Below are 24468 nucleotides of genomic sequence, written 5' to 3'. Positions count from 1 at the left end.
GTCGCGCCTAGCCCCCGCGGCGGTCTCTCAGCGGCCCCCATGCCCGGACAGGAAGGAGAGCGCGCTCGCCTGCTGGGCGCTCCGGAACGCATCGCAGAACCGGACCTGCTCCACCACGCTGTCGAGAACCCGCGGGCCACCCGGGAAATCACCGGCCCGCGGGCGGAAGAACGCTTCCAGGTCCGTCGCCTCCGCGGCCGTGCAGAGCGAGGCGCCCGCCTGGGGCAGGAGGGCGCTCAAGTCGGGGGGCAGTCGCGCGGTCAGGGCCTGGAAGTGGGCCTTCACAAAGGCATACGCCTCGGCCCTGGTCTTTGCCCCCTGGGCCGCGCTCCAGACGATCTCGATCGACTCCCGGGGATCTAGGCCCTCGCCCAGGGTGAGGGACAGCGCCCTATCCAGGAGTGGCGGATCGGGGAACGCGCCCAGCGCATGCAAGAGCTCTCGTCGCCGCTCCCGGTCCGTGGCGGCGAGGGCAGCCGCGCGGAGCTGCTCGAAGAGGGCGGGGTCGCCCCGGCGGGCGGCGGCCTGGAGCACCACACCCACCATGTCGCGGTCCAGAGCCTTGGGCTCGGAGAGCCAGCGCGGGGCGAGCGCGACCGCCTCCGCGCCCAGGCCCTCGTCCTCCCCCTCCAGGGCGACGAGGGAAAGAAGAGTGCGCCGTAGGAACTGGGTGTCCTCGTCATCCCCGGATCGGGTTTTCCAGCCCAGGCCGTGGGCGCGCTCCCCGAAGGTGTCGCGCAGGAAGCGGGCAAAGAGCGGCCGCGAGCCCTCCCCCCAGAGCGGCGCCCCCACGCTTCGGGCGACGGCGACCGCGGTCTCCACTACGTGGCGGTCGGGATCGCGGGCGGCGGCGGGCAGGAAGGAGAGGACCTCGGCCGCGGGGAGGTCGCCGCTGAGGGTGAGGGCTTCGACACTACCCAGGAAGCCGACGCGCTCGGCCGCGGTCAGGCCGCGCGCGCCGCTCGCGAGCAGCGGGCGCAGGAGCTCGCGCGGGTACCGGGTGAGGTAATAGCCGACCTCGCCGTCGTTCGCCACCACCAGGTCCGGGCACGCCGTCCCGTCCAGGGCCAGCTCACCCGTCGCCTCCGTGAGCAGGGTGCAGGCGCGGCTCGCCTTTCCGTCCGGGCCGGGGCGGGCGCAGACCGGCACCTGCCACGTGGGCCGGGAGATCCCCCCGGAGCCGAGGGGTCGATAGGGTTCCTGGCGGAGCCGCAGGCGCGGGGCCCCCCCCGGCGCGCAGACGAGCTCCACCGACACCTGGGGGATGCCCGGCTGGTCCAGGAAGGTCGAGAAAGCGGGGCCCACGTCCCGGCCCGCCTTGGCGCTCAGCGCGGCCAGGAAATCCGCGGTGGTCGCGTTGCCCCAGGCGTGCCGCCCCAGGTAGCGCTGCACCCCCTTCCGGAACACGTCCTCCCCGAGCCAGGACTCGAACATCCTCACCACCGCCTCCCCCTTGACGTAGGTGATGGAGTCGAAAGCGTCCACGATGTCGTGCTTGGTGACGATTGGCTGGCGGATCCGCCGCGCCCCGGCCAGGCGATCCTGCTGCATGGCCTCTCGGCGCGAGACTACCTGGGCCGCTCTCGCTGCCCATTGCGGCTTCCAGCCCTCGATCACCTTCGTGCCCATCCAGCTGGCGAGGCTCTCGTTCAGCCACACGTCGTCCCACCAGGTCAGGGTGACGAGGTCGCCGAACCACTGGTGGGCCAGCTCGTGCGCGCAGACGTCGGCGTAGAGCCGGCGGAAGGCAATGCTCTCCTCCTCCGGCTTGCGGAGGAGGAGCCCCTCCGCGTACGTGACCAGGCCGGCGTTCTCCATGGCCCCGAAAGCCATCGTCACCGGCACCGCGAGCTGGTCCAGCTTGTCGTAGGGGTAGGGCAGGTCGAAGTACTCTTCCAGCCGCTCGAGGAGACGGGGCGTGGTCGTGGCCGCCCAGGCCGCCTCGCCGGTCCGGCCGCGGGCGGTGAGAATGCGGAGGGGGGTGTGCTTCCGGCCCGCCACCCCCGCGTCCACGATCTCGAAGGGGCCGACCCCGACGGCCAGGAGGTAGCTGGGCAAGGGTGGAGTCTCTGCGAAGTCCACCCGCTTCAAGCCGTCCTTCTCCGAGACCGTCCCCACCACGGGCATGTTGGAGACGGCCACGTCCCCCTCGCGGACGTGGAGGGTCAGCCGCCAGGGGATCTTGAAGGAGGGCTCGTCGAAGGAAGGGAACGCCCGGCGGGCGTCGGTGGGCTCGAACTGCGAGAACACATACCACTCGTCCCCGTCCCGCCGCCGGAAGAGCCCCTCGGTCGCGGTGGCGCTCAGCGACCCGCGGTACTCGATGTGCAGGCGTACCTTGCCCGGCCCCACCGCGCGCTCGAAGGAGAAGCCCAGCCGGTCCTCCTCGAGAACGACCCGAGCCACACGGGATTTGCGGCTGAACTCCAGGCGGGCGGCGCTGACCTCCAGCCCCGTCCCGTTCAACCAGAGCGTGGACGTCGCCTCCCGAAGCTCGAGGTCGATGTCCACCGTCCCCAAGAAGCGCTCGGCGCTGGGCACGATACGGAGGTCGACGGCCTCGCGCAACGGGCGCACGCTCGCGCCGAGGCGGAGGCCGGAGGGAGGAGCGGGCGGGGGGAGAGCTAGGAGGAGGGCGAGAGCCAGGAGGGGCACACGGCCTTATACCATGGGCCCCGGGACGGCCCTTCGACCTTGGCGGTGGCTGCGCACGGACCCCCGCTCTTCGCAGGGAGTGGGTCGTTGGTCTCCATACGGGAGTTCCCGACCGCCATCGACTGAGTCGTTAAGAGCCCGCAGGCCCCCCTCCCGTCCCGCCCGGATCGGGGATACGGGGAGGCGGCGGTCATGACAGAATCGGCGTGATGTGGCGCCGCCGAATTGCGCTCGGGCTCCTGGGCGCGGCCATCCTGGCCGGGGCCGGGCTGGCCTTCGGCCCGGCCCGCGTCACCTGGTTCAACGCCGGCCTGCGCATCGACTACCCGTGGCCGCGGGGAGCGGCCGCCCTCCTCGCCGCCGTGGCGTCTGCGCTCCTGGCCGTCCTCCTCCGCAACCGGCTCCTGCGCTTGGGCGGGGCCGCTCTGGCCGTGGCCGGCCTCTTCCTCGGCCTTCACCTCCTGGCCTATCGCCTGGAGGCGGGCGAGACCGGCATCACCCTGGGTGGCCCGCTGGGCTCGACCAGCATCGCCTGGGGGGACGTGACCCGGGTGGACACGGGCGCGCGGGCGCTCGTGATTACCGACCGCGCGGAAGCCCAGGTCCGAGTGGGGACGGGCGACCTGGCCCCCGATGAGCGCGCACGCCTCGAGCGCACCATTGCCCGCCGGGTGCGGGAGGGCTCAACCCGGCCCGGGCCTTCCCGCTGAGGTCGCCGGAGGCCCTGAAGGGGTCTCCGTTGAACGTCAGATGAACAGGTGCTCGTCCTCGTCGGCGTAGCGGCGGGAGGAGCCGCGGCCCTGGGACTCGAGCCCGCGCAGCTTCCGGTAGACCTGAACGCCCCGGCGAAGCCCCTTCAAGAAAGCGGCTACGTCCACGAGCGGGCCCAGCGGGCGCAGGATCACACGGCGGATCATGTCCGAGGCTTCCTCGATCTTGTCCACGGTGTCCGCCAGCACATCATCGACCCGGCGCGCCTGCAGGGTGGCCAGGTCGGCGATCTCCGCGAGGTTCCGGGTGATGCGCGAGAGGTTGTCGAGGCTGGGGCGGATCTCCCGATCGATCGCCTTCTGCATGTCGTCCAGGCGGCGGGCCACACGCCGCCCCCCCACCGCGAGCCCGATCAAGAAGACGGCCTGGACGAGCGATGACAACGCGATCACGCCCAGGAAGAACACCATCCAGGAGTCCATCTCTCGCCCCTCTCCCGCTCGCCCCTACTCCGCCCCCGGGGTCGTTACATCTTTTCCTTCTCGTCGCGATAGGCCTGGCGACCGGCCTCCACCGCCGCCGCCAGCCGGTCCCGCCGCTTCTCCAGGCTCTCTTTCTGCTTGTCCAGGTATTCGGCCGCGTCCTCCAGGGTCTCGCGGCTCTTGCTGACCGCCCGATCCCGGAGGTGCTTCCCCCGCTCGGCACTCTCCCGGAGCTTTCCCTCTAGGAGCTCCCGGGTCTCCTCGCCGGAGCGGGGGGCGAACAGGACGGCCAAGGCCGCACCCGCCAGGCCCCCCAGTAGGAACGAAAGGATGATTCCCGAAGCGCCCGCACCGCGATCATCACTCATAAGGCCTCCTCACAACAACGAAGAAGGATAGCTTAGAACAGACCCACCTTGACCCGCAACTTCGACAAGTGGGGGTGGCCCTCGGAGTCGAGCTCCTTCGGGCGGCTTGCATCTGGACCCTCGGGCTCTGACGATGTGCGGCTACATGGGGGGCTCCGTGGCGCCCCCCCGCCCCTCGGCCTCCAGGATGCGGAGCAGGCCCCGGGCCACCATGGCCAGGTAGTCCATGGCCATCTCGAAGTTGTCCTCGAAGACGTCGATGAGGGCCTCCGCATTCCCCTGCAGGGCGACGAGGGGGGTCTCGGTCACGGCGTCGTACCAGCGGGGGGACCCCGAAACCGCCTCCAGGGAACCCAGGGGATAGCCGGGGCCGGGCCGGAACTGGAGGCCCCGGGCCACCGAGACCGCGCTCACGTTGCCGGCCAGGATCAGATAGATGCCGGGGGAGGACTCCCCCTCCCGCCAGAGGGTGACCCCGGGCGGAAAGCGAACCTGGGTGAGGCCGCGCGAGAGCTCGAAGAGAGCGTTGATGCTGCTTCTCTGGAAGGGCAGCATCTGCCGGAGGAAGAAGATGCGTTCCACCAGGTCCAGGTCGCGCCCCCCCGGCGGCAAGGGTGGGGCGGGAGGGATCCCCCGCCGGGGATCCACCTCCCTGCGCACCAGGAGATCGAGGAGCTGCCGACAGGTGTTCCGCAACACATGAAGGAGGATGGGAAACCGGTCCTCGAACACCTCCAGCAGGGCGTCCGCCTCCAGCTCCAGGGTCAAGGTGTCGGCGACGGCGGTGACGTCCCAGCCTTCGGTGTCGCGGGCGAAAAGACCCAGGCCACCCAAGCCGGTCCCGGGACCGAAGCGGCCCAGGGGCTTATCTCGGCGCCGGACCTCCACCTCGCCCTCCACGACAAGGTGGACCGCCCCCACCGGCTCCCCCTCGCGGAGGATGGGGCTGCCCTTCGTGAAGAAGCGTTCCGCGGCATGGTCCGCGATCACCGTCAGCTCGGCCGCGGGCAGGTCGGCGAGGTTGGGCAGTCTCTTGAAGAAGAGGATCCGCTCCAGGCCCGTGACCGCGTGGGGGGTATCAAGCATGGGCGAGGGTGCCACCCTCCGGTCCGGACAGGAGCCTGAGCGCGTGGTCGGCCACGCGGGAGAGGAAGAAGCCGGGCTCCCCCCGACGCAGGGTTTCCACCCGACCGCGCAGCGACCCCAGGCCCAGCTCCCCCACGTGGTACACAGCGATGCAGCGGAGCGACTCCCCGGGCTGCTCGAGGATGAGGGCGAGCAAGCCCTCGTAGTCAAGGGGGCGCGGGGTGTAGTAGGGCCCCGCCCGGGCCAGGCGCTCGGGGTCGGGGGCTTCGTCCACCAGGGCCAGGAGGGCCCCCCGCAGGGGGGCGGCCACGAGGTTCTCCAGCAGCTCGCGGCTCCCCGCTCGAACCTTCGGGTTGGTGTTGCGGAGGCCCAGGTAGATCCCCTTGAAGTCCTCGCTTCGGAATTGGAGGGAGAGGAGACGGAAGAGGCGTTCCCCGGCCTGCAGCTCCTTGTCCCGGAGCAGAGCGGAAAGCAGCTCGTGCCCGGGAGTGGCCCGTCGGGCGTCCTCGGCGGCCCCCCGGGCCAGGCTCAGCCGCCAGTCGACGAGGCGGAAGGCGGCCGCCACCGTGGCCTCGGTGGCTTCCCGGAGTATGGCCCCGTCGAACACGACCTCCGGGTGTTGGGCGGTGCGGTTGAGGCCGCGCAGGATCTTGAAGCGCACCAGCCCGTCCGGTTCCCCCACCAGGTGGCGCTGGAGCACGGCCGCCCCCTCGGCGGGGGGGAAGAGGCTGATCGTGCGCGGCAGGTGTCGGCGGACGTCATGGGGAAGGGCGTGGTCAGCCAAGGCGGAATCGAGGAAGGCGAGCCCCTCCGGCCCGAACGCGACCAGCGAGGTGCGGGCGGCGCTCCGGACCTCGCGCCGGCCGAGGAGCGGCAGAAGAGCGGGAAGGAAGCCCGCGCTTCGCACCGCTCCCATGGCCCGGGCGGCGTGGACCTGCACCTCCTTGTCGGGGTCCTCGGCCAGCCGGAGCAGGATCTCCGCGAACACCGGCGCGGGCTGCTCGCTGACCGCCCGGGCCAGGGCCACTCGCTCCTCGGGCGAGCCGTGCTCCAGCAGCCCGTCCAGGGTGCTCTGGGCCTCGTCGCTGATCCAGCCCCCGGAAACGAGGCCGGCCAGGGCCGTGGCCCGGACCAGCGGGCTCGAGTCGCTCCCCGCGGTCCTCAGGACCCCCTCCTCGCTGTGGACGGTGGTGCGGGCGCGGAGGGCGGCGGCCCGGACCTCGGCATCGGGGTGGCCGAGGAGCCGGTCGGCCACGGGGACAAAGTCGGTCCGTCCCGCCCGCGCGAAGAGATCGAGGGCGCGCAGCACCACCCCGCGTGAGGGGTGGTGGAGGATGAGGGCGGGAATGAGGCGGGTCCGGCCCTCCTCCGCGAGCAGGTCCAGGGCGGCCAGGACCTCGGTGTCCTCCTGGCTGTTGAGGGCGCTGAACAGGGTCTCCAGCGAGCCCAGGTCGAGGGGCGGGAGGTCCAGGCTGGGCTTGATGGAGCCTTCGCGGAGCGCGGCCCGGAAGAGGTCCAGGTAGTGGCCCCTCAGGTCGGCCGCCCAGGCAATCCAGACCAGGCAGAGCGCGGCCGAGGCCGCGGCCAGCACGGTGTCGCCGCGGTGGAGGGTGGCCTCGGAGAGGATGAGCAACGAGGCCAGGGCCTGCCCCCCGCGCTGGCCGACGAGGTCGATGAAGGGCTTGGCCCGGGCGCGGAGCAAGTCGGGCAGAGGCACGAAGAGCAGCTCGCTCCCCGTGCGGTGGAGCGAGTTCCGCAGGGTGCCGTCCGCTCCCTTCAGGAGCAGGGCCGCGGCCAGCCCACCCCCCAGCGCCACCCCCGCCGCCCCCATGAAGAGAAGGATGGGCAGGGCCCAGAGCGCGCGGTGGAAACCGAGCACCCGGAAGAGCCAGCCCGTGAGCAGGAGCTGGGCGGCGAGGGCCAGGAGGTTCAGGATCATGTAGAAGGTGGCGAAGAAGGAGCCGAGCTGGTCGGAAGGAATCTGGCGCGCCACCGCGCTCTTGAAGACGTAGTCGGCCAGGGTGAGGGCGACGGTGGAGATCAGCACCAGGCCAGCCAGGGCTCGCACGTAGGGATGGCCTTTCATGGCGCGCAGGGACTGCCGAAGCGTCGAGAGCCCGGGGGGCAGGGGGGGGCCAGCCGCCTCCGACCTCCGGAGCAGGAGGGCGGGCCCCAGCGCGGTCACCAACATGGCCGCGGCCGCACCCAGGACGAGCTGGGGCGTCGACACGCTCCGCGCGAGGAGGCGCGCCAGGCCCGCCCCCGCCGCCGCCCCCAGCAGGCTGCCCGTCCCCACCAGGCTGTAGAGACGCTTGGCCTGGGAGACGGTGTAGGTGTCGCTCAGGACCATCCAGAACTCGAGAACGGTGAGGCTCCCCACGAGCCCCGTCCATACGTACAGCACGTAGAGTTCGACGGGGTTTCGCCAGGAGCCCACGAGCCAAAAGATCAGGGTCATGGTTGCGCAGCCGGCGAGGAGCAGGGAGAGGCCGTAGGTGGTGGAGGAGCGGCGCTGCCCCCCCCACCGGCTCTGGGAGAGGCCGACCGCGACCGCGGCGATGACCAGATACACCCAGGGGAGCTGGGAGGCGGGAAGACGGGCCAGGAAAAGCGCGTCCCGCGCCGTCTCCAGGAGGGTGTGCGAGGCGAGGATGCCGAAGATGGTCAGGAAGGCGGCGGCGGTGCCGCGTCGTTCCTCAGGGCGGACGGTCGCCAAGCCCGAAAGCATCGAGCTTGGAGTATACGACGGGCCGCTCAGGCCAGGTCTTGGAGCAGCTCGGCCCGGGTCTCCGCGGGCAGATCGCTTTCCGCCGCGTAGTTCGGGTGATCGACCACCAGCCGCGCCCGCTGTCCAGCATCGCCCAGGGCGCGCAGGGCCTCCCCGGGGACCACGAAGCGGAGGTAGTGGACGGCCGCCATCTTCTCCTCCTTGCTGTGCCCTTCCTCGAAGCGGGCGGGCAAGGGGAGCCGCTCCCCCACCCTCAAGGAGACACCCTGCCGGTCGAGACCCTGGAAGCGGTTCACCGTCCGCCGCACCTCATCCTGGCTCATGTGCACGAGCCCGGGGATCTCGATGAAGAGGGTGGCCGACAGCTCTCCGGGCGCGGGGATGAGGGCGTTATAGGCGTCGATCTCGTCCTGGACCTTCCCCTCCTCGACGATGCGCTCCGTCCGGATCATCTCTTGGATCTGGAAGAGAACGGTCGCCCGGTTCTCGAAGAGGAAGGTCAAGCTGTCCCCCACCGAGACCCGGCGCCTCTTCTTCAGCTCGATGATGCGCGCGCGCACGGCTTCCCGGACCTTCTCGTACTCCACCAGGTTCTTGATCTCCGCGGGGCGGATCTTCTCCATCAACGCTCCTCGGGAAGGCCGTAAGCCTCCCGCAGCAAGCTCACCGGATGCGCGGGCTTTTGCCCGCGCACGGCCTCGATCTGGAGGGCGGAGAGGGTGCAGTCGGTCATGAAGGTCTCGGGCTGCGAGGCCTCCATCTCCTTCACCGCCTTCCTCGCGAACTCCAGGCTGATCGGGTAGTACTCCTTCTTCATCCCCCAGGTGCCGTCCATGGCCGTGCACTTTTCGACAAGGGACACCTCGGTGCCCGGGATGAGCTGCAAGACATCCCGGGTCTTGAAGCCCATGTTCTGGGCCCGGAGGTGGCACGGGACCTGGTAGGCGACCCGGCCGGGACCCGGACCCGGGAACTCCCGGCACAGCCTGCCCTCTTTCTGCCGGTTGGCCAGGTACTCGAACAAGTCCTGGGTGGCGGCCGCCACTTTTTGGGCGGCCTCCCCCGGCACCAGGGTCGGGTACTCCTTCTTGAGCACATAGGAGCAGGTGGGCTGGGGCACCACGATCGTGGCTCCCTCCTCGACGAGGGGTCCGAGCGCGGCCAGATTTTTCCGCGCGTTTTCGACGGCGGAGGGGATGTCGCCCCCGTCCAGATACGGCATCCCACAACAGACCTGCTCCGGGCAGGAGACCGCGCAGCCGTTTTTCTCCAGCACCGCCACCGCGTCGCGCCCGACCTGCGGTTCGTTGTAGTTTACGGAGCAGGAATAGAAGAACGCCACTTTGGACCCCTGGGCATGGCGGCCGCCCCTTCGCTCGCGGAACCAGCGCGCGAACGTCCGGTGATGGAATCGGGGAAGGTTGCGGGTGCGGTCGATGCCCACCACCGCTTCCAGGAGGAAGCGGTGCGGGGGGAAGCGGTTGGCCCAGTTGCTGAGAGGGGCGGTAAAGGAGCCGAGCGCTCCCACCGCGTCCACGTTGCCGAGCCAGGCGTCCGCCCGCGTGACCCCCTCCGCCTTGGCCCGCGCCGCCTTGGCCCGCAGCATAAGGCGGGGGAAGTCGAGGTCGAAGCGGTGGGGGGGCGTGTAGGGGCAGTGGTTGAAGCAGAGCTTGCACTGCCAGCACAGGTCGACGATCTTCCGGTAGTCGGCGCTCGTCACCTTGGCCACCTCGCCCTCGTGGTGGTCCACCCGCTCGAGCATGTGGTCGAAGGAGGGACACAGGCGATGGCAGCGTCGGCAGCCGTCGCAGATCTCGGTAACGCGGGCGAGTTCTCTCTCCACCGCTCGGGTGTCGAAGAAGGCGGGGTCGGAGGGATCGAGTGTCATCCACGTCCTCTCTGGCGACGATGGGCAAAGGGAAGCGCAGCCCACCCGGGGCGACGGGCCGGCGGGGGCGTCACCCCTGGATGGCCGCGGGCCCCCACGCGGGCCCCGGGGGCGGGGCCGCTACAAGGAGCCGCCCCCCCTTGATGTCCCTAGAGCTCTTTCAGGCCCTCGAGGCCCTTGGTGAAGCGGCCGGCGTGGCTGCGCTCCGCCTTGGCCAGGGTCTCGAACCACTCCGCGATCTCGAGGAAGCCTTCCTCGCGCGCGGTCTTGGCCATGCCGGGGTACATTTGGGTGTACTCGTAGGTTTCGCCTTCGACGGCCGACTGCAGGTTCTGGCGGGTGTTTCCGAAGGACACCCCCGTGGCCGGGTCGCCCACCGTCTTCAGGAAGTCCATGTGGCCGAAAGCGTGGCCGGTCTCCGCCTCGGAGGTGTCGCGGAAGAGGCCTCCAATCTCGGGGTAGCCCTCGATGTCCGCGGCCCGGGCGAAGTACAAGTAGCGGCGGTTCGCCTGGCTCTCGCCGGCAAAGGCGTGCTTGAGGCTCTCGTGCGTCTTGCTTCCCTTGAGCGTGCTCATGGTCTTTCGGTCTCCTTAGGAGCGTGCTGAGAATGATTCCTGAGTTTTGGTTCTGGCGCCTGACAGAGAGGACAGAGCCCGTGGATCTCCACCTGATGGCCCAGGATCCGGTAGTTCATGGCCCGTCCCGCTTCCTCCTCGAGGCGCGTGTCCACGGACATGGGCAGGTCGTTGACCCGCCCGCAGCCCAGGCAACGGATGTGGTAGTGCCGGCCGGTGTTGCCGTCAAAGTGCGCGGAGTGCCCGCCGGTGTGTATCTCCCGGATGACTCCCTCCTCCGCCAGCGTCTTCAGGTTACGGTAGACCGTGCCCAGGCCGATGCGGGGGAGGGTGCGCCGCGCCTGCCGGTACACCCAGTCCGCGGTCGGATGGTCCATGGTGGAGCGGACCACGGCCAGGACCACCTCCCGCTGACGTGACTTGCGCAACCCCATAACTGATAATTATTCTCATTTATTTGTAGAAGTCAAGCACGTTCTTTGGGGCGCGCCGACCCTGCCCTATACTGCGACCATGCCGCCGGTGATTGCCTTCATGGATGACCTCATGTTCCTGAGCCGGGTCAAGGAGGCGGCCCGGGCCCTGGGCCTGGAGGTCCACGGCGTGCGCACGCTCGCCCAACTCCGGGAGGCGTGCTCACCCCCGCCCCAGGTGGTCCTCATGGACCTGGACAGCCCTCGCCTGCCCGCGACCGAGGCCCTCGCCGCCTTGCGGTCCGACCCTGGCCTTGCCGGGGTCCCGGTGGTGGGCTTCTTCAGCCACGTGCATGGCGAACGCGCCCGCGCGGCCCAGGCCGCGGGCTGCACGCGCGTCCTCGCTCGCAGCGCCTTCGTTCAGAAGCTGCCGGAGCTGCTCGCCCGTCCGGGAACGGCCGACCCTGGGGGCGAGACGTGAGACCCCTGTTTGTGTCCGTCCTGGCCCTGAGCCTGGCCGGAGGCCTCGGCGCCTGCGGCCCCTCCCCCGCCCCCCGGCCATCCCCGACCCCGGAACCCGACCGTCTGCGGCCCCTCACGTCGCACGACGACCCGGCGCCGTCCCTTCCGCCCGCGGACGAGGCCCTTCCTCCGGGCCATCCTCCCCTGGGCGGAGGAGCGCCCGCGCCTGCCCTCGCGGGAGGGCAGCCCCCCCCGGGCTCCGTGTCCGGGACCCTGAGGCTGGCCCCGAAGCTCATGGGCGGGCCCCCTTTCGGTGTGCTCTACATCATCGCCCGCAACCACGAAACCAACGGCGTGGTCGCCGTACGGCGGGAGGAAAACGTCCGCTTCCCTCATGCATTCGAGATCTCCGCGGCCGACGTCATGGTGGAGGGCACTCCCTTCACGGGGCCCTTCGACGTCACCGCCCGCCTCTCCCGGAGCGGCGACGCGGTCGCCGCCCCGGGCGACGTCGAGGGTTTCGCCAACAAAGTGGCGCCGGGCGCGAGGGGCGTCTCGATCACCCTCGACACGGTCCGGCCCTAGGAGCCGGGCGAGGGGTCCACGCGGGGAGCGCTCCGTCCCAACCCCGGGATGGCCAACAGGTAGAAGGCGGCTCCCAGGAGCAGCGCCTGGTCGAAGCCCGCCAAGAGAGCCACGACCAGGGCCGCCACCGACCCCATGACGGACGCGGCTCCGTTCACGCCCCATGCCCAGGGGATGATCTCCGGCGCCTCCCGGGCCAGGATGCGGACGCCGGCGGGCAGGGGCATACCCATCGCAATCCCCAGGGGGGCCAAGAGGGTGACGGTGACGGCAATCCGGAGCGCGCGGTCGAGATGCACGAGGGCATAGAAAGCCGGCGATAGGCCGAGCGCCGCCGCCGCGATGAGCAGGGCCGTCCCCCCCAGAATCAGAGGGAGGCGCGGACGCAGTTGCTCGGGGCGGATGCGCCCGCTCAGCCAGCTGCCGACCGCGCTCCAGGCCAGCAGCGAGAACAGCACCACGGTGAGGGCGTAGGCGGGGGGGCCCAGGAAGAGGATGCATTTCTGCACGAGCGCTACCTCGACCAGGATGAAGCCCGTCCCCAAACAGGTGAAGTAGCCCAGGCGGGAGAGCTCTCCTCCGGCGGGGGTGCCCCGCAGGCGGCCGCGGGCGAGGGCGAGGGGGCCCAAGATGAAGAGGAGGGTGAGGGCGGTGGTGAGGCCGAGGAGGCCGAAGAGGACCAAGGTGCCGAGGTTTGTCTTGCGCCACTCCCCCTGCGCGCGCAGGGCCTCCCCCAGGTGGGAGGCGCGCACGGTCTGGAAGAAGAAAGGGCTGTTGTCGCGGGTGGGGGCCACGTCGCTCGCCAGGGATCGCCACACCACGGCGGGGTCCGCCGCCTCCAGCAGGCGGGTGAAGTCGTTGGGGGGCCGGGTGAGCGGGGTGTAGAGGATCCGGAAGTCATTGCGCGCGGCCAGGGCCTCGATCGTGCGCACCTCCCCGTCTGTGAAGCGGCTCTTCTTGAAGAGGAAGGTCGCAGGAGCCCGCCCGCTCCCCGCCTCCGGCGTGCCCCGCACGATCACGACGTGGCGGGGGGGATCCTCGAGGCCGAGCTCGCTCATCATGGCCCGGGTGAGCGTGACCAGCCGCAGAAGCTGGTCGGGAGGCTCGAGGTGCCAACGGGTGACGCTCAAGAGGCCGTCGCGGGAGAGGTGCGCGGCGTAGTCCTTGAAGGCCTCCACCGTGTAGAGGTTGTTCTCGGTGAGGGCGAAGGCGCCCGCCGCGGTGGCGGCCCAGGTGTCGACCATGGTGGCCTGGATGACGTCGTAGGACGCGGGCGCACGGCGGAGGAAGCTGCGAGCCTCGTCTACCACTAGCCTCACCCTTGGCTGCCCGTAGATGTCGCCCGCGTAGCTGCGGAACGGCTCCCCGGACATGACGTCCCGGGCCACGATGGGGTTCACCTCCACGGCCGTGATGGCGTGGGCCCAGAAGAGCCTCGCCGTGGCCACGTCGATGCCGCCCCCCGCCCCCATGATGAGGGCCTCCGCCCCCGGCTTCAGGTGATAGGCCAGCGACTCCACCCGGTCCGCCAGGTAGCGGTGGCGGCGGGGCTCGCCCGCGTCCTTCAGGATCAGGGTCCCCGCGTCGGCGTCGATCATGATGAGAAGGCTGGCGTCCTCCAGGCTCCCCCACACCGTGACGCGGGAGAACGAGTTCCATTTGGCGAAGATCACATTCTCCGCCTCGGACAAGCCCTTGGCCCGGCGCACGTCGAGGCGGCCGGTGGCGAGGTTGTGGGCGAGGAGGCCCGCGAGCCCCAGCCCCGCGAGCCCCAGAATCCCCCGATAGACGCGCCCGCCCGCGCCCCCGCTCTCGAAGATGGCCGCCGTCGCCGCCCCCCCCACCGCGATCGCGAGCAGGGTGTTCACACCCCCCAGGCTGTCCAGGACGGGGATGAAGAGGAGGCAGCCGGCGGCCGCCCCCCCCAGGTCGTAGAGGTAGAGGCGGCTCATCTCCGCCGCGAAGTTGCGGATGGCCAGGGTCACCGCTCCTCCCGCAAAGAAGAAGGGCAGCGCGCTGGCTCCGTAGATGCTGGCCAGACGAACGAGGGTGCTGGAGCCGGGTTCTCCGGGCACGAGCGGGTTGGCCAGGATCACGAGGAGAGCGAGGACGGTGCTCAAGGCGAAGAGGAGGGAGGCGAGGGAGAGGGAACGCCCGGCGGCAAACACGTCGGCCCGGGGCCCCAAGAGGTAGACCGCCACCCCGCTCGCGGCGGAGCCGAGAAGGGCGAGGGAAATCGCCATGAAGGCGAAGTGGTAGTACATGGTGGCGGAGAACAGGCGGGTGAGGGCCAGCTGGAGGATGAGGACGCAGGCGCTGACCAGCGAGACCCCGAGGAAGGCCCGGCCCCGGCTCATTCGGTCGGGAGGGCGCTGGCCGGGAGGGATCCGCGATTCGAGGGCGAGGCGGCGCGCCGGCGGTCGGATCGAACGGCCATGGTAGACTCCCGCTGCACTCTTCTAAGCGCTTTGCAGGTGGCTCCTTGCGCCGCCGGGAAGGCTAACGGTTATGAAAGCAAAGAGCAAGGTAGGTCAGGGCCTCTTGGTCCTGGCTGCAAGCGTCGCCGTCCTCGGGGCCGCCCCTCCTGAGTTCCCGTCCCCGGAGACGCTCCGCGAGCTCCGCTCCTACATCAAGAAGGCCTGGACCACGCTCTCGCGCTCCAACCGGGATCTCACCGCGGCCGCCCCCGATCCCAAGATGAAGCGGGGCCCCGGGCAGCCCTGGCCGGTCTACGTCTCCGCGCGCGAGGACCGCGCCCGGGTCGAACGTGACCTGCGCGGCCGGCTCACCGCGGAGGAGATGTCCCGAATCGAGCTGCGCACGCTCCCCCCCGACCTCCGCCAGCTGAAAGAGCATGGCCTGCTCTATCTGCCCCTCCCGTACGTGGTGCCGGGCGGCCGTTTCAACGAGATGTACGGCTGGGACAGCTACTTCATCCAGGTGGGACTGCTCCGGGACGGGGAGGGGGAACGGGCCCGGGACCTGACCGACAATTTCGTCTACGAGATCGAGAACTACGGCACGCTCCTGAACGCCAACCGGACCTACTATCTCACCCGCTCCCAGCCGCCCTTCCTTACGCGCATGATCCTGGGCGTCTTCGCGGTCACCCACGACCAGGCCTGGCTCCGCGCCACCCTCCCCGCCCTCGAGAAGTACTACCGCTTCTGGACCACCGAGCCCCACCTCATTCCCGGCCTCGGCCTCTCGCGCTACTACGACCTCGGGGAGGGGCCGGCCCCGGAAGCGGAGAGCGACGAGCGCGACGCACAGGGGCGCACCCATTACGACCGCGTGCGCGAGTTCTACCGCGAGCATCCGGTGCCGGACTACGACCCCTCGCTCTTCTACGACCGCAAGGCGGACCGCCTCACCGAACTCTTCTACAAGGGGGACCGCTCCATGCGGGAGTCCGGCTTCGATCCCTCCAACCGCTTCGGGCCCTTCAGCGTGGACATCATCCACTACGCCCCCGTCTGCCTCAACGTGCTGCTCTTCCGGATGGAGGAAGACGGGGCGGAGATCAGCCGGATTCTGGGGGACGCGCGGGCGGAAAGCGAGTGGCGAGCGCGGGCGGCAGCGCGCCGGACGGCGATCGACCGCTACCTTTGGGACTCTGAGGCGGGCCTTTATTTCGACTACAGCTTCAAGGCCGCCCGGCGACGCACGTATCCCTTCGCGACCACGTTCTACCCGCTCTGGGCGGGCCTGGCCTCCCCCGAACAGGCGGTCCGGGTCTTGAAGAACCTCCCCCTCTTCGAGGCCCCCGGCGGCCTCCTCACGAGCACGGTCGAGACCGGGAACCAGTGGGACGCCCCCTTTGGCTGGGCTCCCCTGCAGATGATCGCGGTAGAGGGCCTCCGTCGCTACGGCTACAAGGATGACGCTGACCGCCTGGCCCGCAAGTTCGTCGCCCTCGTGGCCAAGGACTTCCAAGAGCACGGCACCATCGTCGAGAAATACGACGTGCGCCGCTGCACGTCCGACATCGCGGCCGGCATCCGCTTCGGCTACAGCGCCAACCAGGTCGGGTTCGGCTGGACGAACGGGGCCGTGCTCGAGCTCCTGGCCGGGCTGAACGGGACACCAGCTCCCGCCCCCTGAGCTCGCGGTCTTTCCGGAAAGGAAAAGGAGGAGGGGCCCGGTGTGAGCCCCTCCTCCGCGGACGTACGGAAAGCCGTGCGAACGTCAGGCCATCAGAACTGAACCCGGATGGCGAACTGGACCTGGCGCGGCTGGTACTGGGCAGCCGTAGACGTGATGTGCCCCGCGTCGGGGTTGTCGTTGCCGGGCACGCCCACGTTGCCGTCGGGCTGGCCCAGGTTCACGTGGTTGAACAGGTTGACGACCTCCGCGCGGAACTCCAGCCGGGTATCTCCCCCGAGCTTGAAGTGCTTGAAGAGGGAAGCGTCCACCTGCCAGAAGCCCGGCCCGATGAGCGCGTTCCGGCCCAGGTTGCCGAAGGTCCCCGCGGCTGGCCGCGCGAAGGCGCTGCCCGACGAACCGATGGGGATGGCGTTGAACCACTGGTCCTTGGTGCCCGGCCCGCTCGGATCGCCGATGAGGTTCGGGTAGTTGGGTCCGGTGTCTCGGTCGGAGCCCGCGTTGTTGTAGGTGACGTTGTAGGGAATGCCGCTCTGGATCACCACGTTGGTGTTGAACTGCCAGCCGCCGATGACCGCGTCCAGGGCGCCGGTGGCGTCGCTCGCCCATTTCTTGCCCTTCCCGAAAGGCAGCTCCGCGATCGCGGAGAGGACGAAGTTGTGGTTGCGGCCGAAGTCCGCGGGGCCGTAGCTGACCGCCTGATCGATGAAGAAGTCCCCGTTGTGGTTGTAAGCCTTCTGGAAGGTGTAGTGGGCGAGGAGGGAGAGGCCGTCCGAGAAGCGCTTGGTGATCTTGGCCTGGAGCGAGTTGTACTTGTTGGTCGCGCAGTTGCAGAAATAGTCGATACCCTGGGTCCAGCCGAAGGCATTGTAGAAGGGCCGGCGCTGGTTCGTGTTCAGGGCCGGGAAGCCGGTGAGCACCGCGTTGTTGAAGCCCGCGGCCGGGTTGTCGCCGAAGAAGCCCTCCCCGTGGTTCCCCACGTAGGCGATCTCTGCGGATACCGTGTCCGATAGTTGCCGCTGCAAAGTAATGTTCCAGGCGTCAACCCGGGGTACGTGCTGGGTGTCCGGCAGAAGCCGTGCGAAGACGCCGTTCGGGAGCGCGAACCTCCCGTTCGCCCCGGGAGAGACAAAAACGGGGGCGGAGGGGCCCTGGCCCAGGTTGAAGACGGAGTTGAAGTTGTTCGGTGGGTTCAGTTGCTGCTCCTGGAGCACGGGCAGGTTCTGGGTGACGGCGTGCCCGAAAATAGACCCGAACACGCCGGTATCGTAGCTGCGGCCGTAGCCGCCCCGGATGACGGTCTTCTTGTCGAGCTCGTAGGCGATGCCAAGGCGGGGGGCGAAGTTCAGCTTGTTCTTGACGTTCCCGGCGAGGTCGATCCCGCCTTCCCCACCCACCCGTATCTCGCCGGTGTTGATGTCGAGCCATCCGCCGTTGCCGGGCGCGTTGACGGTCTGGGGGTTGAAGATGTCGAGCCGAACGCCGTAGTTCAGCGTCAACTTGGGGGTGGCGCGCCAGGTGTCCTGCGCATAATAGAAATGGCGCCACTGCAGCTCTTCAGCATTTGTGCTGGTGCTCACATACCGCTGGAAGGACGAGACGTCCCCCAATAGGAAGGTGGCCAGACCCAGGCCGCCTCCGTTCGGCCCCTCCGTGCCCGGGCCCTGGAAGTAGAGCTGACCGGACCGATGGGCGTCGCTCGGTACGCGCAGGTTGGTGGCATGCCGGATGTCGAAGCCGAACTTGATCGTGTGGTTGCCAAATACCTTGGTGAGGTTGGAGACCACCTGGAACTGCTTCTCGTCTTCCTCCAGCGGGCAGTTGCATCGACCCGCGTCGAGACCGGACCCGAACCGCATGCTGGTCGGGGAGCTGAAGCCCTGGTTGTTGTTGATCTCGAAGAAGGGCAGGCCGCTCGTGAAGGGGTCGCTCGCGTTGTTCAGGCCAGGGATGCCAGCGGAGAGCGCGGGGTTCGTGCCGAAGTCGTTGGGCAGCACATTCACGAAGTACTGGTAGAAGCCGAAGCGCACGTCCAGCACCGTAGTGGGGCTGATCGTGTAGTCGAACCCCGCGGCCACGCTGTGATCATGGGACTTCGAGGCCCCGCCCAGCGAGACCAGCTCGTGGCCCCCGCCCGCGCCGAAGACCTGGGGCCCGTTGCGCGTGTAGGTAGCGTAGCTGTAGCGGCCGAACAGGTTCACCCGGTCGCTGACGCGGTCGTCCAAGCGGACGTCGAAGTGGTCGGCATTGAAGGTCTCCGAGCCGGAGCCCACATAGTTGTTGATCAGCCCCGGCCGGTTGGGGAGCGGGATCAGACCGAGGACCGCCAAGGCCTGGGGAGACAGGCGACCGCTCGGGATGACGTTGCCCGGGAACTGCAGGCGGCTCGAGGGATCTCCGGTCAGGGGATCATAGATATTCACGCCATACGCGGAGAGATCGCCGGCGCGGGCCGCCGCAGTGGGAACCGTGGTGAGCTGCGAGCCGCCCACCGTGTCGCGAGAGCCCTCGTAGTCAGCGAAGAAGAAGAAGTTGTTCTTCACGATCGGGCCCCCGAGCGAGGCTCCGAACTGGTCCGTCTTGGTGGTGGCGATGAACTTCCCGGTCAGCGGGTCGGGCTGGGACTGCGAGAAGGGATCGCGGGCCTGCAACCCGTCGGTCCGGTGGAAGTCGAAAGCGCTGCCGTGGAAGGTGTTGGTGCCGGACTTGGTCTGCACCGAGACGACCCCGGCGATGGCCTGACCGAACTCGGCGTCGTAGTTCTGGGAGGTGATCTTAGTCTCGCCGATGGACTCCAGGGTCGGGTTCACGACAACGATGCCCAGGATGACGTCGCGATTGTCGGTCCCATCGAGCTGCCAGCCGGTGCCGCTGAAGGTCTGGCCGTTGACAATGGTCTGGGTCGAGCCCTGCGGGTTCTCGCTGGCCGCGTGCTGCCAGACCTGCTTCTGCGTCCCCGGCGTGAGCAGGACGAACTTCGTGAAGTTCCGGTCCAGAACCGGCAACTCGGTGAGCTGCTTGGTCTCGAAGGTCGTGGCCACGTCGGCGCGATCGGTCTTCAAGAGCTGGCCTTCGGCCGCGTTGACGGTGACGGTCTCGGACACCTCGCCGAGCTCGAGACGGAAGTCCACTTTGGTCTGGGTGTCGATGCTGACGTTGACCGAGGAAACCACCTTGGCTTTGAAACCGGCCAGCTCGGCCTTGACCTCGTAGCGGCCGGGCAGCAGGCGGTCCTTAACGTAATTCCCGGTCGCGTTCGTCTGCACGGCGTCCACGCTCTTGCGTTCGACGCTCGTGACGGTCACGGCTGCGCCCGGCACCGCGGCACCGGTGCTGTCGATCACCGTGCCCGCAATGCTGCCGTAGACGGCCTGGGCCATCGCGGGCCTGGGCGTGAAGGTCAAGGCGAGGACGAGGCCCGCCAGCGCTCCCCCGGTCAAGGACCGGAAGGCCACTACAGAAAACCGTCGGAACAACGTCATAACCCAACCCCCTTCAGGGTCTCGGTCGGCCCCATTTTTCAGGAACTTGTTCAATCTCGATGCGATTCGGCAAAGGCGTGAGCTCTCGTCGGACCACGAGGCAGTCGCTCCCTCGGAGCCAGGACCAGGTGAGCTGTGCTTGAGCGTCCCGCGGGCGGCACCCAGGCCGGATTGCATAAAGTTTCTTCAATGAAGCGTAATTTGTTCGCGGATGCTACTTCGGTGGCGTCGGGGCGTCAAGCCCTTTTTTCAGGCCCCTCAGGCACTTATTGACGGTCCTTAAGAAAGTGTCGCTTGACGAGGTCGGCCCAGCGTCCTACCCTGCCCCCGCCCACAAGGAGGTATTGCGTGCCGAAGGGATGCACCCTCATCTGCCTGATCGGCGGCTCTTTGATCGCGCTTGCCGCGCCTGCCCCGGCCCGTCCGGAGGCCGATTCCGTCGCCCGCTTCCCCCTGATCAAGAGCGGGCTAGAGCTCGAGCAACCCGTGCAGGCGGGTCGCTTTTTCAGCGTCGTGGGCCGGCGGTCCGCGGTTCTCGGTCACGAAGGTCAAACCCTTGAATCCTGGGTATACCCTCTGAAGCTGCTGGACGACTTTCACCTTTCGTTCCGCTTGCGGGACTACCCGCTAGAGATCGACGGCGGCGAGGTCATGGCCGGCATCGCCGTGCGGCCCGAGGCCACGGTGCTCACCTACGCCCACGCGGCCTTCACAATCCGGCAAGTGATCTTCGCTCCCCTGGAAGAGCCCGGGATCTTGATGCTTCTGGACGTGGAAAGCACCTTGCCCATGACCATTACCGCCTCCTTCCGCCCCCGGCTGCGGCTCATGTGGCCGGGGGGCCTGATGACGCCCAACCTCGAATGGGATGGGAAGGTCCACGCCTACTACTTGACGGAGGAGAGCAAGCGCTTCGCGGCCGTCGTCGGCTCCCCCACGGCTCGGGACGTGTCCGTCATGCCCTACCAGGAGGAGCCGCGCGACGTTCCCACCCGCTTCGTGATCGAGGCGCCGGGGGAAGGGAGGAGCTCCGGCTTCATTCCGATCGCGATGGCGGCGAGCGTGGAAGGGCGAGCGGCGGCCATCGCCAACTATGACCGTCTGCTCGGCTCGGTGGCCAAGCTCTATGACCGCAACGTCTCCCACTACCGGGACCTGCAGGATCAGACGGTGTCCCTCGCCACTCCGGACGCGCGCCTCGACGAGTCCTTCGCCTGGGCCAAGGTCGGCCTGGACAAGGGGATGGCCACCAACCCGCTCTTGGGAACCGGGCTTGTCGCCGGCTACCGCACTTCCGGTGACAGCGAACGGCCCGGTTACGCCTGGTTCTTCGGACGGGACGCGCTCTGGACGGCCTTCGCCCTGGACGCTTGCGGCGACTTTGCGGCCACCCGCACCGCCCTCTCCTTCCTCAAGACATACCAGCGCGCGGACGGGAAGATCCCGCACGAGGTCTCCCAGAGCGCCTCCCTGGTCCCCTGGTTCACGGACTACCCCTACCCCTGGAACAGCGCGGACGCCACCCCGCTCTACGTGGCGGCCCACGCCGACTACTGGCGCGCGACCGGGGACCGCGATTTCCTCAAGGCGAGCTGGGAGTCGATCCTAAAAGCCTGGCGCTTCTCCGCCGGCACCGACACCGACGGCAACGGCTTGGTCGAGAACACCCGCTTCGGCCACGGATGGGTGGAGGGGGGAGCGCTCTATCCGCCGCACGAGGAAATTTACATGCAGGGCGTGTTCATGGAGGCCGCGCGGAGCCTGGCCGAGATGGCGGAGGCGATGGGCCAATCGAGCCTGGCCGAGGAGGCGCGGGCCGCCGCCGAGCGCACCCGCGCCGCTACGGAGAGGACGTACTGGCTGGAGGGCCGCGGCTTTTACGGCTTCGCGACCGTGCTCCCCACCGGCAAGCCACCTGTGGCCGAGCCGGGACCGGACCGCGAGCGACGCCAGGCCAGAATGGAGGCCTTGGCCCGGGGCCGCTTCGTGGACGAAGACACCGTCCTCCCGGCGGTCCCCCTGTGGTGGCACCTCCTCGAGGACGGCCGCGGCCAGTCGGAGATCGACCACCTCGGCGCGGGGGCCATCGCGACCGACTGGGGAGCGCGCCTCCTCTCCAGCCGCAGCGAGCTCTACGATCCGCTCTCCTACCACTACGGCTCGGTCTGGCCCCTGTTCACGGGCTGGACGGCCATGGCCGCCTACGGGTACGGTCGGCCGCACGTGGGCCTACAGGCCCTGATGGCGAACGCCCTCCTCCGCTCTCGTAGCGCGCTCGGCTATGTGACCGAGCTTCTGTCGGGGGACTTCGACACGCCCTTCGGCCGCTCCTCCCACCACCAAGTCTGGTCGGAGGCGATGGTGGTGACCCCCATCCTCCGCGGCCTGCTCGGCTTGGAGGCGGGAGGGGGCGGCCGCGTCCTCCGTTTCGCGCCCCAGCTCCCCGCGGACTGGGATCGGGTGACGGTGCGCAGCCTGGCCGTGGGCGAGTCCCGATTCGAGCTCAAGCTTCTCCGCACCTCCGGCCGGGAGACGATCACGATAAGGCGCCAGGACCGCTCGAGCCCGGCTCCCCTTCCTCGGCTGGTGGTGGCGCCGTCGTTCCCCCTCGACGCCACCGTGCGCTCGGTCGCGGTGAACGGCCGGTCGGCGCGGTTCGCGCGGTCCCGGTCGGGGGACGTGCAGCGGGCCGAGGTCGTCGTGGACGGCGCGGAGACGACCGAGATCGTCTTTGCCTACGACGAAGGCACCGACGTCTACATGCGGGCCGAGGCAGCGGCGCCCGGAGCGCGGAGCCAGGGGCTGCGCGTCTTGCGGGCACGGGCCGAGGGCTCCGCCCTCAGCCTCTCCCTCGAGGGCCTGGGCGGGCACACCTACGCCCTCTTCCTGCGCACCCCCCGCCGACCAGGAGCGGTGGAGGGCGTCACGCTCGAGAAGGCCGGCCGCGATTGGGCGCTGCGCGTGGCGTTCGAGGGGCCTTCCGACCGGTACGTCCGACGCGACGTCCGCCTGCCCCTCAGGGACGGCGGCTAGGAACCAGGAGCAGGGGCAGCGGGGGACGGAGGGAGACGGGGGACCGGGCCGCCGCCCGAGCGGGCCGAACTCAGGGACCACCGCACTTTCCGCCCGCGGTGAGGTCCGCGCGCAGCCGCCGGGCGGCCCCCAAGTCGGGGTTGTGTCGGATCACGCGCTCCAGCACCTCCCGGGCGCCACTCGCGTCGCCGGCAGCGCACAAGGCCCGGCTCAGATTCAGGCCGAGGTCGCTGAGTTGGGGGTTGCTCTCGAAGGCGCTCTTCCAGAGGGGGAGGGACAAGTTGAGCTGGCCGCGGGTCGCGTAGATCACCCCCAGGTTCGCGGCCGCGACCGCCCGGTCGGGATCTGCGGCCAGGGCCTGCTCGTAGGAGCTCGCCGCCGGCGCCAGGTCCCCGCGCATCTGGTAGAGATAGCCCAACCGGGTCAGCAGGGCGGGATCGGCGGGATACCGCGGGCGGACCTGTTCCAGGAGCCGGAGTGCCTCGGCCCTGGCAAACTCATCCCCTCGCTCCGCGACCTCGGCGTACGCCAACCCAAGATCCCGCGGGTCGCTTCGCGCGTTACCGAAGGGGACCAGCCGCCGACCCGGAGCCCAGGGCTCCCGCTCCTCATGGGTCGCCTTTCTCAGAATCCGGTGATCGGTCACCACCGTATGCCCAACATCCGCGCTCTCCCGGCGCGGCATGTGGCACGCGGTGCAGTCCGGCTGCTCCTGATGGTGTCGCTCCGCCATGGCCAGGTGGCAGCCCAGACACTTGGCCCGGTAGTAGCCGGCCTTCTCGGCGGGATTCGGCGGCCGGTGCGGATCGTGACAGGTGGTGCAGGACAGGGCGTCGCCGCTCTTGGCCTTGCAGACGCTCTCTTCGAGCGACTCCACGTGGCTCACCGCTCCCAACCCGCCTCGGGCCGCGTCCGCGACCACGAAGGTGGTGACGTAGTCGGAGAGCCTCTCCCCCGGCCGGTAGTCCTCCCGCCTTCTCCCCGGCTTCAGGATCTCCGCCTGCCCCTCGAGATGGCACTGCAAGCAGACCCCGTCCCGGAGTTCACCCGTCAGTTTGGCCGGATTGACCATCGAGCCCTTGCCCTTCACGTGGTCGCCCCCGGGCCCATGGCAGCGCTCGCAACCCACTCCGTCCTGCCGGAACACGTCTCCGCCGAATCGATTCACGGTCCCCCGCACTTGCGGCTGAACGCCGCTGGCGTGGCAGAAGAGGCAGCTGGGCGTCACGGAGTGGTTGAGCTCCATCTCCGTGAGCTTCTCGTATCCGGGCGACATGTCCCAGAGCTTCCTCTCCGCGTAGTAATTGAGGGGAGCCTGGTAGAGGAAACCGTCGATCTGGAAGAGGAACGTGCGGCCCCGGGTATTCGAGCCCACGTAGTACTTGAGGAGCTGCGTCCCCCTCAGGTTGGGGTCGTAGGACCGTGAGTAGGAAAGAAGAGCGCGGTCGTCCTCCTTGAAGATCCGGTACTCCACCCCCGAGGGAGCATGCCGGAACGATCCCTCGATCAGGTTCGGGAGCGCGGGACCGCTCGTGCGCGCCATCGCGGTGCGGGAGTAGCTCTGCTGGATGGAATGGTGGCAGGCCAGGCAGGCCTGGTTGCCCACGTACGCGGGGGAGGCCTCGCGGGGAGGCGGGCCTGCGGACGCTCCTCCCCTCTCCCCCGCGGCGGTCAGGACGGCGGCGGCCATGACCACCCCCACCACGCGGATCATGGTCGGATCCCGCATCCCGAGGCCGGCATCGCGGGCTCGAAGGGGCGAGGAAGCCGGTCGGGGCCCAGAGGGCTCAGGGGTTCGCGCCCTCCCGGATCGTCACCACCCGGCGGCCCACGACGTCCTGGAGCCGGTCGGTCTGACCGCTGGGCCAGCGCACCTCGATCGCGTCCGCCTTTGCG

At 69.4% G+C, this 24468-nt stretch carries 17 protein-coding genes; 5 read left to right on the top strand and 12 right to left on the bottom strand.

The genetic code is table 11. The features are described from left to right. Positions 1–27: 27 nt before the first annotated feature. Entirely contained in the window at positions 28–2655 is a 2628-nt protein-coding gene (locus tag VN461_15385) for a M1 family aminopeptidase (protein ID HXB56161.1), read from the bottom strand. A gap of 209 nt (positions 2656–2864) precedes the next feature. Here VN461_15385 and VN461_15380 point away from each other — a divergent pair, with 209 nt between their 5' ends. Beyond that, complete coding sequence (locus VN461_15380) at positions 2865–3365, top strand: PH domain-containing protein (protein ID HXB56160.1); 501 nt, start codon at positions 2865–2867, stop codon at positions 3363–3365. A gap of 36 nt (positions 3366–3401) precedes the next feature. Here VN461_15380 and VN461_15375 read toward each other — a convergent pair whose 3' ends face one another. From VN461_15375 to VN461_15340, 8 genes are all read right to left on the bottom strand, one after another. Then, entirely contained in the window at positions 3402–3848 is a 447-nt protein-coding gene (locus VN461_15375; GenBank protein ID HXB56159.1) for a hypothetical protein, read from the bottom strand. 44 nt (positions 3849–3892) lie between these two features. Further along, positions 3893–4216 (bottom strand): YtxH domain-containing protein, encoded by a 324-nt coding sequence (locus VN461_15370; protein HXB56158.1) that lies wholly within the window; start codon positions 4214–4216, stop codon positions 3893–3895. A gap of 141 nt (positions 4217–4357) precedes the next feature. Continuing rightward, the gene (locus VN461_15365; protein HXB56157.1) at positions 4358–5302 is read right to left on the bottom strand and encodes a cyclic nucleotide-binding domain-containing protein; all 945 of its coding nucleotides are present in this window, start codon (positions 5300–5302) and stop codon (positions 4358–4360) included. After that, complete coding sequence (locus VN461_15360; protein ID HXB56156.1) at positions 5295–8018, bottom strand: HEAT repeat domain-containing protein; 2724 nt, start codon at positions 8016–8018, stop codon at positions 5295–5297. The genes VN461_15365 and VN461_15360 overlap by 8 nt, the downstream gene beginning before the upstream one ends. Before the next feature lie 38 nt (positions 8019–8056). Further along, the gene (locus VN461_15355; protein HXB56155.1) at positions 8057–8653 is read right to left on the bottom strand and encodes a DUF3501 family protein; all 597 of its coding nucleotides are present in this window, start codon (positions 8651–8653) and stop codon (positions 8057–8059) included. Continuing rightward, complete coding sequence (locus VN461_15350; protein ID HXB56154.1) at positions 8653–9918, bottom strand: heterodisulfide reductase-related iron-sulfur binding cluster; 1266 nt, start codon at positions 9916–9918, stop codon at positions 8653–8655. The genes VN461_15355 and VN461_15350 overlap by 1 nt, the downstream gene beginning before the upstream one ends. A gap of 149 nt (positions 9919–10067) precedes the next feature. Continuing rightward, positions 10068–10493, bottom strand: a complete 426-nt coding sequence (locus tag VN461_15345; protein ID HXB56153.1) for a rubrerythrin family protein — start codon at positions 10491–10493, stop codon at positions 10068–10070. Continuing rightward, positions 10490–10927, bottom strand: a complete 438-nt coding sequence (locus VN461_15340) for a transcriptional repressor (GenBank protein ID HXB56152.1) — start codon at positions 10925–10927, stop codon at positions 10490–10492. Before VN461_15340 ends, VN461_15345 begins: the two co-directional genes overlap by 4 nt. A gap of 79 nt (positions 10928–11006) precedes the next feature. On the opposite strand from VN461_15340, the gene VN461_15335 reads away from it, so the two are divergent. Further along, positions 11007–11387: a hypothetical protein gene (locus VN461_15335; GenBank protein ID HXB56151.1), complete on the top strand. Its 381-nt coding sequence runs from the start codon at positions 11007–11009 to the stop codon at positions 11385–11387. Further along, positions 11384–11953 (top strand): hypothetical protein, encoded by a 570-nt coding sequence (locus VN461_15330; GenBank protein HXB56150.1) that lies wholly within the window; start codon positions 11384–11386, stop codon positions 11951–11953. The genes VN461_15335 and VN461_15330 overlap by 4 nt, the downstream gene beginning before the upstream one ends. On the opposite strand, the gene VN461_15325 is transcribed toward VN461_15330, so the two are convergent. Beyond that, on the bottom strand, positions 11950–14310 hold the full coding sequence (locus tag VN461_15325; GenBank protein HXB56149.1) for a hypothetical protein: 2361 nt from the start codon (positions 14308–14310) through the stop codon (positions 11950–11952). The two genes, VN461_15330 and VN461_15325, sit on opposite strands and share 4 nt — an antisense overlap. Positions 14311–14461: 151 nt before the next feature. On the opposite strand from VN461_15325, the gene VN461_15320 reads away from it, so the two are divergent. Next, positions 14462–16057 (top strand): trehalase family glycosidase, encoded by a 1596-nt coding sequence (locus tag VN461_15320; protein ID HXB56148.1) that lies wholly within the window; start codon positions 14462–14464, stop codon positions 16055–16057. Positions 16058–16149: 92 nt separating this feature from the next. Here VN461_15320 and VN461_15315 read toward each other — a convergent pair whose 3' ends face one another. Further along, a complete protein-coding gene (locus VN461_15315; protein HXB56147.1) occupies positions 16150–19539 on the bottom strand; it encodes a TonB-dependent receptor in 3390 nt (1129 codons plus the stop codon). Positions 19540–19887: 348 nt separating this feature from the next. Between VN461_15315 and VN461_15310 the strand changes: the two genes are divergently transcribed. Further along, positions 19888–22572, top strand: a complete 2685-nt coding sequence (locus tag VN461_15310; GenBank protein ID HXB56146.1) for a GH116 family glycosyl hydrolase — start codon at positions 19888–19890, stop codon at positions 22570–22572. 70 nt (positions 22573–22642) lie between these two features. Here VN461_15310 and VN461_15305 read toward each other — a convergent pair whose 3' ends face one another. Then, positions 22643–24286 carry a tetratricopeptide repeat protein gene (locus VN461_15305; GenBank protein ID HXB56145.1) on the bottom strand — a complete coding sequence of 548 codons (1644 nt, stop codon included), beginning with the start codon at positions 24284–24286 and terminating at the stop codon, positions 22643–22645. Between the last annotated feature and the right edge of the window lie 182 nt (positions 24287–24468).

This window comes from Vicinamibacteria bacterium, assembly GCA_035570235.1.
GTDB lineage: Bacteria > Acidobacteriota > Vicinamibacteria > Fen-336 > Fen-336 > DATMML01.
This window is presented reverse-complemented; position numbering and strand designations above follow the sequence as displayed.

What these genes read in the sequence shown, in the direction of transcription:
- VN461_15380 (HXB56160.1), top strand. Translation starts at nt 2,865, where the DNA reads ATGTGGCGCCGCCGAATTGCGCTCGGGCTCCTGGGCGCGGCCATCCTG.
- VN461_15375 (HXB56159.1), bottom strand. Translation starts at nt 3,848, where the DNA reads ATGGACTCCTGGATGGTGTTCTTCCTGGGCGTGATCGCGTTGTCATCG.
- VN461_15370 (HXB56158.1), bottom strand. Translation starts at nt 4,216, where the DNA reads ATGAGTGATGATCGCGGTGCGGGCGCTTCGGGAATCATCCTTTCGTTC.
- VN461_15365 (HXB56157.1), bottom strand. Translation starts at nt 5,302, where the DNA reads ATGCTTGATACCCCCCACGCGGTCACGGGCCTGGAGCGGATCCTCTTC.
- VN461_15355 (HXB56155.1), bottom strand. Translation starts at nt 8,653, where the DNA reads ATGGAGAAGATCCGCCCCGCGGAGATCAAGAACCTGGTGGAGTACGAG.
- VN461_15350 (HXB56154.1), bottom strand. Translation starts at nt 9,918, where the DNA reads ATGACACTCGATCCCTCCGACCCCGCCTTCTTCGACACCCGAGCGGTG.
- VN461_15345 (HXB56153.1), bottom strand. Translation starts at nt 10,493, where the DNA reads ATGAGCACGCTCAAGGGAAGCAAGACGCACGAGAGCCTCAAGCACGCC.
- VN461_15340 (HXB56152.1), bottom strand. Translation starts at nt 10,927, where the DNA reads ATGGGGTTGCGCAAGTCACGTCAGCGGGAGGTGGTCCTGGCCGTGGTC.
- VN461_15335 (HXB56151.1), top strand. Translation starts at nt 11,007, where the DNA reads ATGCCGCCGGTGATTGCCTTCATGGATGACCTCATGTTCCTGAGCCGG.
- VN461_15325 (HXB56149.1), bottom strand. Translation starts at nt 14,310, where the DNA reads ATGAGCCGGGGCCGGGCCTTCCTCGGGGTCTCGCTGGTCAGCGCCTGC.
- VN461_15320 (HXB56148.1), top strand. Translation starts at nt 14,462, where the DNA reads ATGAAAGCAAAGAGCAAGGTAGGTCAGGGCCTCTTGGTCCTGGCTGCA.
- VN461_15315 (HXB56147.1), bottom strand. Translation starts at nt 19,539, where the DNA reads ATGACGTTGTTCCGACGGTTTTCTGTAGTGGCCTTCCGGTCCTTGACC.
- VN461_15305 (HXB56145.1), bottom strand. Translation starts at nt 24,286, where the DNA reads ATGATCCGCGTGGTGGGGGTGGTCATGGCCGCCGCCGTCCTGACCGCC.